Origin of the sequence: Moorena sp. SIO3A2 (genome assembly GCF_010672265.1) — a bacterium.
GTDB classification, from domain to species: Bacteria; Cyanobacteriota; Cyanobacteriia; order Cyanobacteriales; family Coleofasciculaceae; genus Moorena; species Moorena producens.
On the sequence record NZ_JAAHHC010000019.1, the window covers coordinates 90,459 to 106,162 of the forward strand.

General features: G+C 45.2%; 11 protein-coding genes. 6 read left to right on the forward strand and 5 right to left on the reverse strand.

What is annotated here, in order from left to right; translation table 11 throughout:
* Nucleotides 1-352: 352 nt before the first annotated feature.
* The 4 genes from F6K64_RS21540 to F6K64_RS21555 all read right to left on the reverse strand — a co-directional run bounded on the left by F6K64_RS21540 (nucleotide 353) and on the right by F6K64_RS21555 (nucleotide 7,621).
* Complete coding sequence (locus F6K64_RS21540) at nucleotides 353-1,072, reverse strand: DUF928 domain-containing protein (protein ID WP_131827273.1); 720 nt, start codon at nucleotides 1,070-1,072, stop codon at nucleotides 353-355.
* 334 nt (nucleotides 1,073-1,406) lie between these two features.
* Complete coding sequence (locus F6K64_RS21545; RefSeq protein WP_008177907.1) at nucleotides 1,407-4,100, reverse strand: CHAT domain-containing protein; 2,694 nt, start codon at nucleotides 4,098-4,100, stop codon at nucleotides 1,407-1,409.
* A gap of 857 nt (nucleotides 4,101-4,957) precedes the next feature.
* The gene (locus F6K64_RS21550; RefSeq protein WP_008177909.1) at nucleotides 4,958-6,703 is read right to left on the reverse strand and encodes an ABC transporter ATP-binding protein; all 1,746 of its coding nucleotides are present in this window, start codon (nucleotides 6,701-6,703) and stop codon (nucleotides 4,958-4,960) included.
* Between the two features lie 237 nt (nucleotides 6,704-6,940).
* Nucleotides 6,941-7,621, reverse strand: coding sequence for a hypothetical protein (locus tag F6K64_RS21555; RefSeq protein WP_008177911.1), 681 nt, complete (start codon nucleotides 7,619-7,621; stop codon nucleotides 6,941-6,943).
* Nucleotides 7,622-8,119: 498 nt separating this feature from the next.
* On the opposite strand from F6K64_RS21555, the gene F6K64_RS21560 reads away from it, so the two are divergent.
* From F6K64_RS21560 to F6K64_RS21585, 6 genes are all read left to right on the forward strand, one after another.
* Nucleotides 8,120-8,455, forward strand: coding sequence for a hypothetical protein (locus F6K64_RS21560; RefSeq protein WP_044491879.1), 336 nt, complete (start codon nucleotides 8,120-8,122; stop codon nucleotides 8,453-8,455).
* Between the two features lie 537 nt (nucleotides 8,456-8,992).
* A complete protein-coding gene (locus tag F6K64_RS21565; protein ID WP_287250233.1) occupies nucleotides 8,993-9,382 on the forward strand; it encodes a hypothetical protein in 390 nt (129 codons plus the stop codon).
* Between the two features lie 326 nt (nucleotides 9,383-9,708).
* A complete protein-coding gene (locus F6K64_RS21570) occupies nucleotides 9,709-9,987 on the forward strand; it encodes a hypothetical protein (protein WP_131827274.1) in 279 nt (92 codons plus the stop codon).
* Nucleotides 9,988-10,113: 126 nt separating this feature from the next.
* A complete protein-coding gene (locus tag F6K64_RS21575) occupies nucleotides 10,114-11,244 on the forward strand; it encodes a glycosyltransferase (protein ID WP_008177918.1) in 1,131 nt (376 codons plus the stop codon).
* A gap of 100 nt (nucleotides 11,245-11,344) precedes the next feature.
* Complete coding sequence (locus F6K64_RS21580) at nucleotides 11,345-12,076, forward strand: undecaprenyl-phosphate galactose phosphotransferase family protein (protein WP_008177920.1); 732 nt, start codon at nucleotides 11,345-11,347, stop codon at nucleotides 12,074-12,076.
* A gap of 389 nt (nucleotides 12,077-12,465) precedes the next feature.
* The gene (locus tag F6K64_RS21585) at nucleotides 12,466-13,026 is read left to right on the forward strand and encodes a 5-formyltetrahydrofolate cyclo-ligase (RefSeq protein WP_044491881.1); all 561 of its coding nucleotides are present in this window, start codon (nucleotides 12,466-12,468) and stop codon (nucleotides 13,024-13,026) included.
* 59 nt (nucleotides 13,027-13,085) lie between these two features.
* On the opposite strand, the gene F6K64_RS21590 is transcribed toward F6K64_RS21585, so the two are convergent.
* On the reverse strand, nucleotides 13,086-15,641 hold the full coding sequence (locus tag F6K64_RS21590; RefSeq protein WP_044491856.1) for an HD family phosphohydrolase: 2,556 nt from the start codon (nucleotides 15,639-15,641) through the stop codon (nucleotides 13,086-13,088).
* Between the last annotated feature and the right edge of the window lie 63 nt (nucleotides 15,642-15,704).

Genomic DNA, 15,704 nt, shown 5'->3' on the forward strand with positions numbered 1-15,704 from the left:
ACCTCTTCCCTCTTCCGACTTACCTGTTATCTGCTCCGTTATCTGCTCCGAAGTCCCTGCTCCCTGCTCCCTAAAACCGAATAATTTGTACCTCACCCAAAGAATAATTGCTATATACTTGATTGAGTTTCTTAGTTCAGCTATTGACAGGATAGGACGGAATCAATTCCGTAAGTTGTTTTAAGCCCCATGTTAAACCCCTGGTTTAAAACCACGGGTTTAAGAAGCGAGATTTTTTGGATTTATCACAGATCAGCTGCTAACTAACCCCTTGAGCCCCATAGGGTTAAATCCTTGCTTTGCAAGGATTGCAGGATAAGAGTTGATGGCCTGATGTTCAGTGATTTATAGTTTATTTATTGAGCAACGGCTGGTTAGCGATCGCATTTAGTCCTACTGATTGTAACAGTTCTTCCCAATGGGAGCGATAGACTGAATTTCTTGGTTCAGCTCGCCTTAAATCAGCGAGGGTAGCGACAGTATCGACCCAAATCCCATCTTTAGCCAACAATGAGGCTTTTTTCAGTGAGGCTTTTAATGTGTGCTGATTCATCAAGGTAGAATTGGCTTCAACTCGACGAATCCATCCAGTTACCTCAGGACTATCTGGTTCTAAATACTCCCCACAAATCATCACCAAAGACCACTGGTAATTCTTACCGACCTTTAGTGGTGGAGCCTCAGGTGGTAATTGAACCGCCATTACACCTGGCTGATTAGGCAGACGTATAAAGGACTGGTAATGATGGTTTCGCTGTTCATCCTCGAAACTTAAAAAAGCTTCTTGAGCTGAAGTCTGAGGAACATATACCAGCAAAGTTGGACGTTCTGCTACCGTTAAGCCCAAATTAGTGGCTGGCATCAGCGGTGTGACTGATGAAGTGGTGGTTTTAGCATCAGAGAAACAAATATCTTCACCCCGGGAAGCTCCTCCCCTTGCTCTCTCCGGTCTTGGATTCTGCGTATTTCTGAATCCGATCGCCTGAGTTGGCAAACTGTGGATGAGATTCATTCCTAGGAATAGTAAAGTAAAACAAAGTGGTAATCTCACGGCTAATTTGTTTGATTTCATAAAATATTTCCTATTGCTGCAGGACTTTCTTTATGATCATGCTGGGCACAGAAAGCAGAGCAGATTATTTACCGCTTTCTAATTTTTATTTTGAGGGTTGCTAGAACTTTCAATATAAACGCCTAATGTTTGCGTTCATGTTTGTTTTATGTTTTATTTCTAGTATGTTTGATGCCCAATTGTCCTCTAAGAATGTGTTTGAAAAGTCCTTCGATTAGAGATAGAGCAGTCGCCAGGGCAGTTAGGACATGACAAAAGTCTCACACCCTTTGTAAGCGCAAGAGTTTGACTTCTGACTTCTGACTTCTGACTTTTGACTTCTGCTATAGAGCAATTACAACCAATTTCCCACTAACACAAAGGGAGCCCAGTAGACAGGATGGTTATATTCCCCTTTCAATAGCGCTAACTGAGCACGGCGCAATGCTTCAGCTTTAGTTACACCTGCTTGAGCCAGATACTTGTAAAATTCAGCCATCAGCTGAGCAGTAGATTCATCCCTTACTGCCCATAGGGTAGCTAAGGTGCTCCGTGCTCCCGAACGTACTGCTACTCCAGCTAACCCCAAGACAGCACGATTATCCCCTCTAGCAGTTTGGCAAGCACTGAGTACCAATAATTCAATGGGATTAGTGTCTTGTCTTTCTCTTGAGCGCAGTAGTGAATTGAATTGCCGGACATTAATTCGATCGTTCCAGGCTAAAACAAACGTCTCATCGGCAGTACTACTAAACTGACCGTGGGTTGCCAGATGTAATACTGGGAAAGGTTGTGCATCAACAGCGTTTTGGAGGTTGCTATCAGTAAACTCCTGATTCAAAAGCACTGTTGTGGAAATTTTTGAGGAAATCTGTTCTAATTCTCGCTTTACTGCTGGCAACGGCTTAAAACCTTGGCGACCCTCACTCAGCCCAGCAGTTATAGCTTGGATCTGGTTTGATTCAAGGGAGCGTGGATCTAAAAGCTGCAATCCTGGACTTAGAGCTATGCTATATTTCTCGATCAAATACTGTTGACCATCATAGAGAGCGGACATGGGTAAATTCCGCAAAGAACCATCTAGCACAAATACTAGAGTGGTGATGCCGTGGTCTTCTAACTCAGATTCTGCAGGTCTAATCAGCCAATCATAACCTTGCTGATAGAGCTTGAGACGTGCTCGCTCAGAAAAAGCTCTATTCAAAGATTGTCGCATCCGTCGGAAGAACTGCTCCAGCTCTGCTTGAGGTATATAAGTTTGGTAGTGACGGAGGGCTTGTCCTGGCACAGAAACAATCACCTCTAACCGTTCTGGCAAAATAATAGGATAAATAACTGCCGCTTTCTGGTCAATTTGGTCAATCTGCCTCGGTTGACCTTTTAAACAGGCTTCCTGGAAAAAGTTCTCTAATTCAGCTAATTGCAGCGATTCAATAACTTGCATCGCCTTTTTCAGGTGGTCTTGACTAATTTCTGCTGAGCCTTTTGCCTGGGATACCCCTCCTGGCTCAGGGGTGGTGACAGAAGGTTGCAGTAGTAATTCAACTAGCTCTCGATAGATCGGTTCGACAGTTTCAGTGAAAGAAAATTGGACATCTCGATTGATAGCGACTAAGTCTGAGCGCAGTGACTGGAGAGTTTTGACCGCTGAATCGTAAGCTGCGATCGCTTCGTTGATATCCCCCTGCTGTTTGTGCAGCCTCCCCAGTTGCCAAGCTGCACGAGCGGCAATATCTGAGGCATGATTACCTTGGGCAATCTGTAGAGCATTCTCTGTTAACCTCAAAGCCTCGGACCACTGCTGGGTTTGTTCATACAATGAACCTAACTGAGTCATGGCATAAGCTTGAGCTGTTGGATCCCCCAATTCCATGGCTTGTTGCACTGCTCGTGCCAGAATTTTTGCGGCTTTTTGGATAGGTATAGGCACCCCTTGTGACTGTCTAGTTGAAGCAGCTGCCAACTTTGACAAGCTCTCAGCAAAGTTGACCGCAGCATAGACTGTGGTTCGACTGGGGGGCTGCTGAGCTAGATTAGATTCAATGGCAGGCAATAGTGCGATCGCTTTCTTGTGCTGGTCTAGTTCTATATAAAGGCTGAGTTGGTTGAGTTGTGCTTCAGTTTGAATTTGTGGGCTAGTTGCTTTTGTGACCACTTGTTGGTAATACTTCAAGGCGGTTTCCGGCTCTTGTAAGTTTCTGGAAGTATTTCCCAAGCTGAAAAGAATGTGACTGGTATCCGTGGCAGAATCTAACTTCTGGGCGATTTCCAAACTTTGCTCTAAAACTTCCCTGGATTCGTGTACATCTCCCACTACTTGCAAAGCCACTCCCAAACTCCGCAATCCCTTGACTTTAAGCAGGGAATCATCTTGAGCTTGGAGCTTTTCATTGACAGCTTCTAAGAGTTTTCGCGATCGCCTGTAGAAGCCCATAGTTTGTAGGGCTTGAGCCTGGTTAATCTGGCTACCCAAGATGCCAACCTCATCCCCTAGAGATTGATACGTAGCTTCTGAGTTTTGCCAACTTTCCAGAGCAGATTCCGTTTGTCCCATCGCATTTCTGAGACTGCCCTGAATAGTCAGCGCTTGAGCCAAAATCGACCCTTTTTCCCTAAGTTGTATACCCTGCAAAATCTTCAAACTTTGGTCAATAGCACTCTGGGCTTGCTGCCATTTTCCCAATCGTTGGTCAGCTAAGGAGAGATAGCTCAAGCTCAAAGCTTGTCCCACTTCATCACCTTGTTGCTCAAAACCAACAGCTGCCTGTTGCCAGACAGCAGCCGCCTCAGCAAATCGTCCGGCTTCATAGAGAGTTCTGCCTTGCTCTAGCAACTCTGAACCATGCTTGGTGGGTTCTAGCACAAAGGTTTGGGGATTAGAAATAGCACTAACGAGTTGCTGGTTTCCACCGACCTTTGCTCTACTCCCCAGTACCGAATGATCAGGATAGGCTACAGCAGGAACTACCATAGTCACTATCAAAAAGGTTAGTAATCCTAACCAGATAGTATAGTGACTAGATTTGGGAAGCTTACCTAGCTTGCTCATCATCTATGTCCAATAACTACCAGCAAATTTTCTTGGGCTCCCATAAATTTCTGTCATCTTAGTTATTAATTAATTATTAATTAGTTATTAATTAGGTGAATATTAGCCATGACCGGAACATACTCTTCCCCAATATGGGAGCTAATCGGGATTAGTTCTATAGTTCCCACTTTTCTTGGCAAGAGCGTCAACCAACAAACTGCGTAAAAATTGGGTTCGATGACCCATTCCCTGTTACCAGTTGGGTTAACGGGGGTGTGAAACGCTGATTGGGTATCACTATAGATGCTTAATCAACAGCTTTTGTGATAATATACGGTTATATGGCGATTGGGGCTGTGGCTCAGCTGGATAGAGCAAGCGCCTCCTGAAAAATCGGGCACCATGGAAGAAATTCCGTGAGTGAATGTGGTCAAATTCGGTGAAACCTAAGGGGTATTTAGCTTATTCAGTACTCTAAGGCAATACCGAGCCAAGCCTGAATCTGTGTGCGAGTCATCGTCGAGGTTAAATGCAGGAAGGTGGAGAGACTAGACGGCCACCACCTAAGGGGTATTAACCTTAAGAGGTATTAACCTAGGGTGAAGGTATAGTCCAGAGAGTGGGGAAACTCACACCAATCTGAAGCGCTAGGTCGCCGGTTCGAATCCGGCCAGTCCCGTTGATAAGCTATTAGCTATTAGGTACTTTGTAAGCATTCAGTGGTCAGCGGTCAGCTTATTCTATTCAAAAGCACCGATTGCGCTACGCGCACGCTGCGCGAACAGTAGCGTGGCACAGGCTTCGACGCTGTGACCTAACCCATAAGCTGATACGCGACACGCTGATAGCTTACGGTATGTTAACTACTTCAATAACTACTTCAAAACTTCTTCTAATTGGTGCTGCTCCCAAAGAAAGCGATAAATACCAGGTTGTTGTAGAAGTTCACCATGAGAACCAGTTTGGACAATTTCCCCTGCGTCCATTACCAAAATCCGGTCAGCTTTAGCAGCAGCTGAAAGTTGATGGGAGATAAAAATTACAGTTTTGCGCTGGACTCCTTCCGAGAGATTGTCCAGAATTTGGGTTGCTGTCTGATTATCAACACTCGAAAGTGCATCATCAAGAATCAGCACTGGTGCATCCATCAGCAGAGCTCTAGCTAAAGCAGTACGTTGTCGCTGCCCCCCAGACAGGGTTATTCCCCTTTCCCCAACAATTGTTTCGTACTGCTGGGGGAAATTCATAATTTCCGGGTGAATTTGGGATTGCGAAGCCGCGTATTCTACCTCTGAGTGTTCGCTGATTGGTATACCGTAGCAGATATTGTTTTTAATGCTAGTGCTGAACAAGAAGCTGTCTTGAGGAACATATGCGATCGCATTCCGCAAGTTCTGCAAGGGCAGCTTAGTAGTATCATATCCATCCAAAAACAGTTGACTAGCTTGAATATCCAGCAAACGAGGCAAGGCATTAGCCAGGGTAGATTTTCCAGAACCAATGGCTCCCACAATCGCTACTGTCTCACCTGCATTAATCGTGAAGCTAACATTTTTCAGGGCAGGAGTTTGACTGCTGGGGTAAGTGTAACTCAAGTTGACAGCCTTGAGCTGACCTCTTACTGGGGTTGGCAAGCTAACTGAATCTGGGGCATTGGTAATCCGAGGCTGAGCCAAGAGAATCGACTCAATACGATCAATACTCACTTCACCACGTTGATAAGCAGTGATGGTAAACCCTAGCAGTGCTGTGGGGAAGACTAAACGTTCAGTGTAGATAATCAGCGCCACAAAGTCACCAATACTGATAGCACCGGACTCAATGGAACCAGGACCAATAGTTAACAGCACCAGTAAGCTGAGGTAAGTAAGAGCCTCAATTATTGGAAACAGAAAGTTTCGTGTTCTTGCCAAATTGAGATTTGCTCCCAAAAGCTGCTGATTGATTTGATGGAACGCACGACGCTCGTTTTCTTCCTGAGCGTATATTTTAATCATGGCGATACCACTCATATCTTCCTGAATCAGCTCACTGAGGTTAGAAAGTTTCTCCTGGACTTCTTGTTGTTGGCTGCGCAGTTTCTCACTAAATAGCTTGACAATAATCAACATCAACGGATAAACCGCCAAGGCTAAGAACGTCAACCACGGATCAATGCCAATCATAACCGGCACGGTCAAAGAGTAGGCAAACACCGTATTTGCCAGACTCAAAACTGCAAACCCCAATAGACGCCGAATATTATCCACATCACTGGTGGCTCGGTTAATCAAATCACCGATCGTGTTCTGAGAAAAATAGGCTGGTTCCAATGTCAGCAAATGCTTAAAAATCCGTTGCTTCAGGTCAAATTCCACTTTGCGCCCCACTCCAAACAATAGGATGCGCGAAGCCATCCGAATCCCCCACATCAATGAGGTGAGTATCAAAATAAGCAGCACAAAGCTCCAGACTTGGTCGAAGCTCAAGGTTTGACTCAACTCGTCAATAGTATCCCTGATCAGTAAGGGGATATAAACACCAAGTCCATTGACAATAAGGAGGGCAAAAATACCTAGGGCTGACTGTCGCCAGTATGGGCGCAGGTAAAGCAGCAGTTTTTTTAGACGGGAATTCAGCATGTTACAATACTATACAATTCCCATCCTGGTTACAATCTTAAACAATTCCCTTCCTTTAGGCTTAACCTTTCACCAAAAATCGGGGAGTACTTAGCCTCAAGGGAACCGCAAATCATAAATTACCGACCCTTACTGAAGGTGGGAGCCGAGGGTGGTATCGGTTTACTTCCGATGAAACCAGAAACCCACACTATACCCGATTGGGTTCATGTGGGTAGTTAACATAATGTCTATATTTCAAGAAACATCTCTTGCGGTCGGCGATTCAACTTCTGTACTGGTAACTGGTCTTCCTCGTAGTTGGAAGTAAATATTGCTAAAGAAGGTGTTAATTACCCTGGTAGTCTGGTCAAGGGCTCCGATAGAAGGGATAAAAGCTTGGATGCCAAGGGCTTGATTGGGTGGAACAAGTTGAGCCAACACAGCGTCCCTAGGGAAAGGACTAGCATTAGTAGTAAGCTGAATTGATTCCCCATCGGGAACAAAAGCAGTGAGGGTTTCCTCCTGCCACCCGATTGTTTTGGCCATTTGAACCGCAGGTTGGTTTTGAACGACTCCAGGCCCGAGAAGTTGAGCCAGCCGATTAGATAGAAAAGGGGTGCTGGCGACAAGCAAGACAAAAAATCCCGTCCAAATCAAGGTAGGTCCTGGGTTAGAGATATTGTCACCTTTAATTCGCATTGCTCCTAGGAACCAAAGCAGAAGTGCTAAGCCCAATGGTTGAAAGGGAAGTGAGAAAATTGTCCATATCGGTGAAACCAGGGCATTGGTTGGGGTGAAAAACAGCAGGACAATAATGGCAAAAACCAAAAAACCCCCAAGCCAGGTGAAATACTGTTTAGGGATGATTTCGAGCAGCAGCTTGGCGAGCAAAAATCCAAGCACTACCCATAGCAGGACTAGAAATAGTAGTTGCATAGTGAATACCTTGTAAGTTTTTGACCGTTAGCTGTTTGTTGTGGAAGTTTGATCCGACAACTCAACCTCCTATCCGGCTAGTCGTATTCGGCTAATTGATCAACTGTGGTAATTTGATAGGCATAAATCCCTCAAATCGTGGCGACATGCTCAGTTTGAGGAATATCTCAACAGGTAAATCACCCCAGTCTGAATTGCCTTAACACCGGCATTATACTTGCCATTGGCTGCAAAGGGTCACTTTGAAATTGGTGTGAGTGGGATCAAACTAGGAAACGTTTTCTGTCAAAGGGGTTGAAATTTTGCTATTTCAACCAATAATCATAGAATACCCTTGGCGAATTAACAGGGGATATTTGGATCTGACCCCATTTAATAGCAGACTAGGCAAGACTTCATACTCCATGCCTGTTTGCCTCGCGCCGATATTGATGGCCGATATTGATGGCCAATATTGATGTTTGATTGAAAACGTTGCCGGTGGATAAACCAGCTCAAATGGGAAACACTTCATACAACACGACCCCTACCATACAAGAGTCGCTGACGGTGGAAAACCGCATCAGTCGTTTGGAATTAATTGTTGGACAAATCGGAGAGGCAGTGCTTGCCACTACCGAAACTATAGACCGTCTGGCTGACCGGGTCGATAACTTTGTGATTCAAGTGCAAAACCAAGGACAGCAAGTCCAACAACAAGGCTACCAGCTTTTTGCTCTAAGTGATGCGGTGCAAACCTTGGCAGAAACTCAAAATGAGTCTCTAAAACAGCTTGAGCAAGTCACACAAACCTTGCAACAGCTTGCTGCAGCGATTGAAGCAGGGGAACACTGACTTTCCTGGCTGTTGAGTTACGCACCAAGCTTGTCGATTTAGACTGGGTATGGGGTGTGGAAAAGATCGGGTTTGGGGTAAGAATAAGGCTAACCTCCTTTTGGAGCATACTTTCGTCTTTCAAAACCCCTCAAAACTTTTGGGGATTATTGACAGGTTTATTGAGAATAAATTGCTCCAAAGCATTCCCAGGAAACTAAGAAATCTCGTTCAGTTATTTGAACCAGTTAAAATTATGGCTCAATCAGGACTTACGCAGCAACTCTACTTGTAGGGTCTCCCTCAGGACCCTACACCATCAGCATGTTTGTTGCCCAGTTTTGCGTAAGTCCTGTCAAAGTCAGCCTACACCCACGCGCTCACCCTATCCTGACTCTGAACGCCGTGCATTGAAGAGTGGAGTGTTGTGGAAATGAAGCTAAAGCTTTCCAGCATGGTAAAAATATGCTACCACAACGAGAGTACCCAAAACTGATTAGGAGAGCATTAATGCATTTTCCAACGCGGTACTTCCTGCTTGTTCCGGCGACTGTACTCATGAGCTTATTGACCGTTAGCTGTAGTGGCAAAAAAGTTGAATGTCAGAAAATTATTGAAGTGGCGAACCAGGCAGTTGAAGAAGCTAAAACCCTGACTAATGGTGGAGAATCAAGTGATCCCGAGGCAATGCTCCAGGCAGCTAATGCTATGGAGGGGGCATCTCAAGACATGGAATCGATAATAGTTAAGGACGAACAGCTCCAAGACTATCAAGCTGGTTTTATTAAGATGTATCGCAATACCAGCAAGGCGACTCGCGACTTTGTAGAGGCTTTTAACAAGCAAGACCGCTCAGCTGCGGAGGAAGCCTTGAGCAATTTGCAGAAAGCCACCACCCCAGAACCAAAATTAGTGGCGGATATTAATACCTACTGCTCAGCTAACTAGGGGGTTGAAACAGTTAATAAAACCCTATTATTACCTCGACGTCTGTATTGCCAGACAGGTTGTTTAGATGTCTTGTGGTGGGCTGACTGCGCTATAGAATCGCCGTCTAGAGCGCAGCTGAAAAACCCGATATTTTTATATGCTAGTTAGGCAATACCCAAAATACCGTAGCTGCTAGGTCTATAGTAAATTTACCATTCAAGTATATGGTATGTTTCGTTTCTCAAGTACTGCCAGTAGTATATGTGAAGTAACCCAACTTGCTTCGCTAACAGCGAAGCAAGGACGGTCTTATTCGTCTTTAGGATTTCCCGCTTCATCCGCCGATGCCACGTTGGGTACTCCCTAAGAATAGAAAGTCCAGAACTGAATCTGGTGATGGTCTTACTCAGCGTCCACAGGCAGTCGCCCGTCTTCCACAGGCAATAATTCTTTTTGCCGCTTGGTTTTCGCCGTTTGTAACGGTCGTGCCAGTTGATTTATGTCTAAATGACATCTTGCGCTTGCCTTTTCTGCACGCTGTTGCGAACGGTGGTCGAGTTCGTTTACGCGCTTTGACTACATCTCTATTCCACCTAGCTCGACTATCATCAGCCCATGCCTAACCATGTAGACCTAAGCCAGTTATATTCATATTAGCATATAATCAACTATTTGACTATCCATCCCCACCGTCAAAGTTGGATGGGGAATTCCGCCATTTTTGTTAAACAATCTGCCTTTGAGATCTAATGAAATATGCCTTGGTTCATGAGTGGTTGACTCCCAAAGCAACTGGTGGCTCAGAACTGGTAGTGCAAGAAATACTCAAACACATTGATGCTGACCTGTACGCCCTGATTGATTTTGAATCAACCAATCCCCAGAGTTATCTATATCAGCGCTCTATTGGCACAACATTCCTACAGAACTTACCCTTCGCTCGTAACGGGGTTCAGAAATATCTGCCGCTGCTACCCTTAGCGATTGAACAGCTGGAACTAGGGGAGTATAATATTATACTCTCCTCTTCCCATGCTGTTGCCAAGGGTGTCCTTACTAGTCCCCAACAACTGCACATCTGTTACTGCCATACGCCCATGCGTTATGCCTGGGACTTGACCTTTGATTATTTGCGCAGTAGTTCTATGGGACAGGGTTTTCCAGGGTTGATCACTCGCTATCTGCTTCATCGGTTACGTCAGTGGGACGTGATTACAGCAAATCGGGTGGATTACTTTATTGCCAACTCTCATCACACAGCACGGCGGATCTGGCGCTGCTATCGGCGTAGGGCTGAAGTTATTTACCCACCGGTTAATATTGAACGTTTTCCTTTCCAGGAAGAAAAAGAAGATTTTTATCTGACCGTTTCCCGGATAGTAAGTTACAAACAAGTATCTTTAATTGTTCAAGCTTTTAATCAACTGGGATACCCTCTCGTGGTGATTGGTGATGGCTCAGATTTAGCAGGGATTCGCAACTTGGCTCACAAGAATGTAAAATTTATGGGATTTCAACCCAATGAGGTGGTTGAGCAGTATATGGCTAAAGCTAAAGGGTTTGTCTATGCTGCCTGTGAGGATTTCGGCATTGCCCTGGTGGAAGCCCAAGCTTGTGGTACGCCGGTGATTGCCTATGGTGCTGGTGGGGCACTAGAAACAGTTCTAGATATTCGGCAACATTTAGACAGTGGTACAGGTCTATTGTTTCCAGAGCAAAGCTCAAGGGCTTTGATTGAAGCCATGGAAACCTTTGAGACCTTGGCAGGAAAGTTTAATCGGGAAGCGAGCCGGTTAAACGCTGCCAAATTTGCCCCCAACATTTTTGCTGATCGCTACCTGACATTTTTGGAAAACTGTTATCAAGACTACCAGTTTTAATTTCTCTGGTAAAAAATTAAATATCCTAGCTGGCTATGCGCTATAGCGAGTGTCTCGTAGCTTTATGATTATGACGTGTGGTGTGAATTGAAGGAGTGAGATGACTGCCGAAAGCCAACTTAACTCCGTCAAGATATTGCGAGCATTCGTGAAGCGAGGTTTTCAGCCCCTCGTTTCACGTCGTAGACACAAGAATCTGACTCGCTATCGCTTAGACGGAAATTTTGCCAAGCGACTGTTTGATGTGACCTTTTCCCTATCAGTTCTGATTTCGTTTTTTCCCGTTTACCTGCTACTGGCATTGCTAATTGTGATCAGCTCACCTGGACCAATTTTTTATGTTCAGGAGCGGGTGGGTAAAGACTACAAACCTTTTGCTTGCCTGAAATTTAGAACTATGGTGGAAAATGCCGACGAAATGTTGCTAGAGATGATCGAAAAATCCCCTCAGATACGGGAGGAATTTCAGGATAATTACAAGCTCAAGGATGATCCTCGAATTACTGGAATTGGAAAATTTCTACGGCTGACTAGCTTAGATGAGTTTCCTCAGTTCTGGAATGTACTCAACGGACAGATGAGTGTGGTTGGTCCAAGACCGTTAGTGCCAGAGGAATTGCCCAAATACGGGCGTCACATGGATAAAGTCTTGACAATTCGACCCGGAATTACTGGCTTATGGCAGGTTTCTGGACGCAATGACATACCTTACCACCGCCGTGTGCAAATTGATGTTTACTATGTCAGTTTCCGGAATTTTTGGCTGGATTTATGGATCATCGTGAAAACCATTGGTGTTGTTATTTTTCCCAAAAATAACGGTGCTTACTAGAGGTAACTAGTGCCTGCTAGAGGAGAAATTAGGTAATGGGTGACATTAGGTAATGGATCATGGGTAATGGGTAATAAGCCCAGTTGCCAATTACCCATTACTGATACCAAGTTGCTCTCAAACCTATTATTTAAGCTATTATTTATTGCTTAAGGGCTCAATTGAACGGAATGGGGAGATGGGAGTGAACAAGCTCCTATCTCCTACCCATGTCTTGATGCAGTCGCTCATGGGGGTTTCCCCCAAGACCGCTTAGGTGCGCTTTCCGTAGGCGAATTAAATTCGCCACGGGTCGCACCTCTGCATCGCTAAATGCAAGTCGGTATGATTACCTACTATCAGCATAGTTTGTTGATATGATCGCCCTATCAAACCGGAGGGAAGATCAGATGAACAAAGCAGAACTACGCCGATCCCTGCTTCAAAAGCGCCAGTCTATGTCTGTAGAAGAATGGCGGCAAAAAAGCGATCGCATCTGTACCCATCTACAATCTGGCGTCCTAGTTACCCAGTCACAAACAGTTTTAGCCTATTTCAGTTTTCGACAAGAACCAGATCTAAGTCCCCTATTTACAGACACTAAGCACTGCTGGGGACTACCCCGATGTGTGGGAAAATCTCTCTTCTGGCATACCTGGAAGGCGGGCGTTCCATTGCAAAAAGGAAATTATGGTATTTTAGAACCCAAACCTAATGCTACCACCCTAGAGCCAAAGGATGTGAATTTAATCCTTGTACCCGCTGTGGCTTGTGACCAGCGGGGGTATCGTTTGGGCTACGGTGGTGGTTTCTATGACCGACTGCTGAATTCACCAGAGTGGGATTCTATTCCTACCATCGGCATTGTATTTGAATTTGCCTATATACCTCAACTACCCATTGATGAGTGGGACAAAGGCTTGCACAGTGTTTGTACAGAAACAGGATTCAAGAGGGTGGAACAGATCTGAAATTCCGTGTTTCATACTGTTTCATACTCTTGCTGTACAAAAACTTGAGACTTCGTACTTCATTTAGTAGACGATTGACAATTAAGCGCTCCCTTTGGATAAGCAATACGTTGGTGATTATATTGTTGCCAAACTCTGATGAACACTTGGGCAATTTTTGATAAATCCTGCCGGGTTAGCCCAGAATCGACTAATTGGTTGTCCTGCCAGCGAGCTTTGAGAATTTTATTGACCACCGTAAGAGCAGTTTCCGGAGTGACCTCTTTGAGTGAGCGTAGCGCCGCTTCACAGGCATCAGCTAACATAACTACACCAGTTTCCTGGGACTGGGGAATTGGACCGTCATAACGAAAATATGACTCGTCCACAGACCCAGTACCTTCAAGTTGAGCTTTTTGCTGAGCCTGGAAATAAAAATAGGAAATCAGCAATTTCCCCTGATGCTCTGGGATAAAGTCCCGCACTGCCTTGGGTAACTGGTGCTTACGAGCCATAACCAGTCCTTCGGTAACGTGCTTTTTGATAATTTCAGCACTCTTGAAAGGATCATTAATCTGATCATGCTTGTTCGGACCACCCATTTGATTTTCTATAAACCCTAACGGATCGTGCATTTTACCAATGTCATGGTAGAGCGTACCTGCCCGAACCAGTTCCACATTACAGTGGAGTTCTTGAGCCGCTGCTTCTGCCAAAGAAGCAACAAACAGAGTATGTTGAAACGTTCCAGGTGCCTCAGTAGCTAGACGCTTGAGCAAGGGACGGTTGGGATTAGACAATTCTGCCAGACGAATCGGTGTCACCAGGTCAAACAAACGTTCCAGGTAAGGTGATAGCCCCAGGGCGACAATACTCCAAGCTAAGCCAGACAAACCTAATAACAAGGCTCCTGGCAGAACTGCAGACCAAATTGTACTAGCAGTGGCACTAATAATCAGATTGATAATCAGGGAAACGACACCTTGAGTTAAGCCCACCCCAACTCCGAGCAGAGCCAATTCCTCTCGCGATCGCATTCGTCCTGCCATCAAGGCACCCAGTAAACCACCAGCAACATTTGCTAGTACTTGTTCTCCAGTGACTTCCATACTAAAGGTCACTAAGCCTGTCAGTAAACCCACTACTGTCACGCCCATCGTAGACCCATAAAAGTTCCCTACTAACAAAGCAATAGCAGGCATAGTGTAGGGAATCTCGAAGAAGGGACTCTTGAAAAGTATTGATATTGGCATACTCAGGGTCAGTAGCAATACCAAAATGTAGTCCCGCCGTCTCCATTTCGGGTGAACTCGCCGTTGCACTAAGGCAAAGATGCCCACCGTAGTAGTAACCAAACCACCAAATCCCATCAAACCCAGCCAGTTAATTCCTCGACGGCTTAAGTCGAAATAATCCAGTAGTACAAAGTCTGTTTGAGTGATGGTTTCACCTTCGGTTACAATCACATCTCCTTTCCGCACTGAAACCATCATTGGTTCCACTTTTTCTGCTGCCTGTTCTGCTATGAGCTTGGTTAATTCTTTGTTTTCGATCAAGTTGGGTTCTAAAACTCTCACTAGTAAATACTTGGCTAGTGGTTGAGCTTCCTGGGGCATAAGGCTACTCAAGTTTACCTTCACCGCCTCTTGGATCAGATTTGGTGGTAATCCTGGAACAATGCCTTGGGTCAGGATGCGACTAGCAGCCTGCTTAATGACTATGCGGGTTTTCTGCCAATCTTGATCTGATAGATCGAGTACGGAAACATCATTTAGGCTACTGAATTCAGGGCTAAGGTATTCTGAGAGCTGAGGCAACACCTGAGCATACTGTTGGCGAGCAGCAGATATTGACTCAATCAGAGCTGAGAACTCTTGTTCAGAAGACTTTTGACGGTAGCTTTGCAGTTCACTTACTGCCTGAACAAAAGCTACATTTAATGAATTTTCTGGCGGAGTCGGTGGTTTGGCTTCAGAATCAAACCCGTTGCCATGGTTATCGATATCTGAAAATGCCAAGATAGCCCGCCATTCCCATTCCTTACTTTGCCGTAGATACCGCTGGGTGGCGATGGATAGTACATCAGTCTTTACAAAAGGAAAAACACCGCTGTTAGTGCGCAGTTCTTCGACAGCGTCCAGAGACTTATCAAGATTTTGATAAATTCCTTCTGTAACAGATTGGTCAATCATCAAGACTGGTTGAGCACCTCTTTGAGCTTCTTTGCGTCTCTCAGCCGTGGTCTTAGAGTCCTCAACTATAGCATCGAATGGTGCCCGGATTGTCTGTGGTGCTACTCTGTCTTCACGTAGCTGTGGCTGATTGTAAAAGCGCCCTCCCATAACACTGGTCAGGGAAACCACTGCTAAAGTCCACATTACAGGTAGAGTAATTCTCTGTTGAATTTGGTGCTGGCTTTTGCCCCAATCTTTTCCTGAAGTTAGGCTAGTCGAAGTGCCTTCACCATGGGTTGGAGACTCTCTCGGCTGTAGAGGTTGTCCTTTCAAATTCTCCTGCTGTGGGCTAACTGAGGATTTGGCAGCACTAGAGGAGTTAAATCCCAAAAAACTGCGAAGGTGCTGAGATGTTCGCCGTAATTGCGTGATCGGCTGCGTCAGCGAATTGAACGTTTTCATAGCACAGGAATGGCAATGTCTGGTAACAGTAGCGGTCTGCTCACAATTTGCTGTGTGGTGGTG

Excerpts from the sequence above, each read along its gene's own strand:
- F6K64_RS21555 (WP_008177911.1), bottom strand. The coding sequence starts at position 7,621 with ATGCAACTACTATTTCTAGTCCTGCTATGGGTAGTGCTTGGATTTTTG.
- F6K64_RS21565 (WP_287250233.1), top strand. The coding sequence starts at position 8,993 with ATGAGCTTATTGACCGTTAGCTGTAGTGGCAAAAAAGTTGAATGTCAG.
- F6K64_RS21545 (WP_008177907.1), bottom strand. The coding sequence starts at position 4,100 with ATGAGCAAGCTAGGTAAGCTTCCCAAATCTAGTCACTATACTATCTGG.
- F6K64_RS21560 (WP_044491879.1), top strand. The coding sequence starts at position 8,120 with ATGGGAAACACTTCATACAACACGACCCCTACCATACAAGAGTCGCTG.
- F6K64_RS21575 (WP_008177918.1), top strand. The coding sequence starts at position 10,114 with ATGAAATATGCCTTGGTTCATGAGTGGTTGACTCCCAAAGCAACTGGT.
- F6K64_RS21550 (WP_008177909.1), bottom strand. The coding sequence starts at position 6,703 with ATGCTGAATTCCCGTCTAAAAAAACTGCTGCTTTACCTGCGCCCATAC.
- F6K64_RS21580 (WP_008177920.1), top strand. The coding sequence starts at position 11,345 with ATGACTGCCGAAAGCCAACTTAACTCCGTCAAGATATTGCGAGCATTC.
- F6K64_RS21570 (WP_131827274.1), top strand. The coding sequence starts at position 9,709 with ATGCCACGTTGGGTACTCCCTAAGAATAGAAAGTCCAGAACTGAATCT.
- F6K64_RS21590 (WP_044491856.1), bottom strand. The coding sequence starts at position 15,641 with ATGAAAACGTTCAATTCGCTGACGCAGCCGATCACGCAATTACGGCGA.
- F6K64_RS21585 (WP_044491881.1), top strand. The coding sequence starts at position 12,466 with ATGAACAAAGCAGAACTACGCCGATCCCTGCTTCAAAAGCGCCAGTCT.
- F6K64_RS21540 (WP_131827273.1), bottom strand. The coding sequence starts at position 1,072 with ATGAAATCAAACAAATTAGCCGTGAGATTACCACTTTGTTTTACTTTA.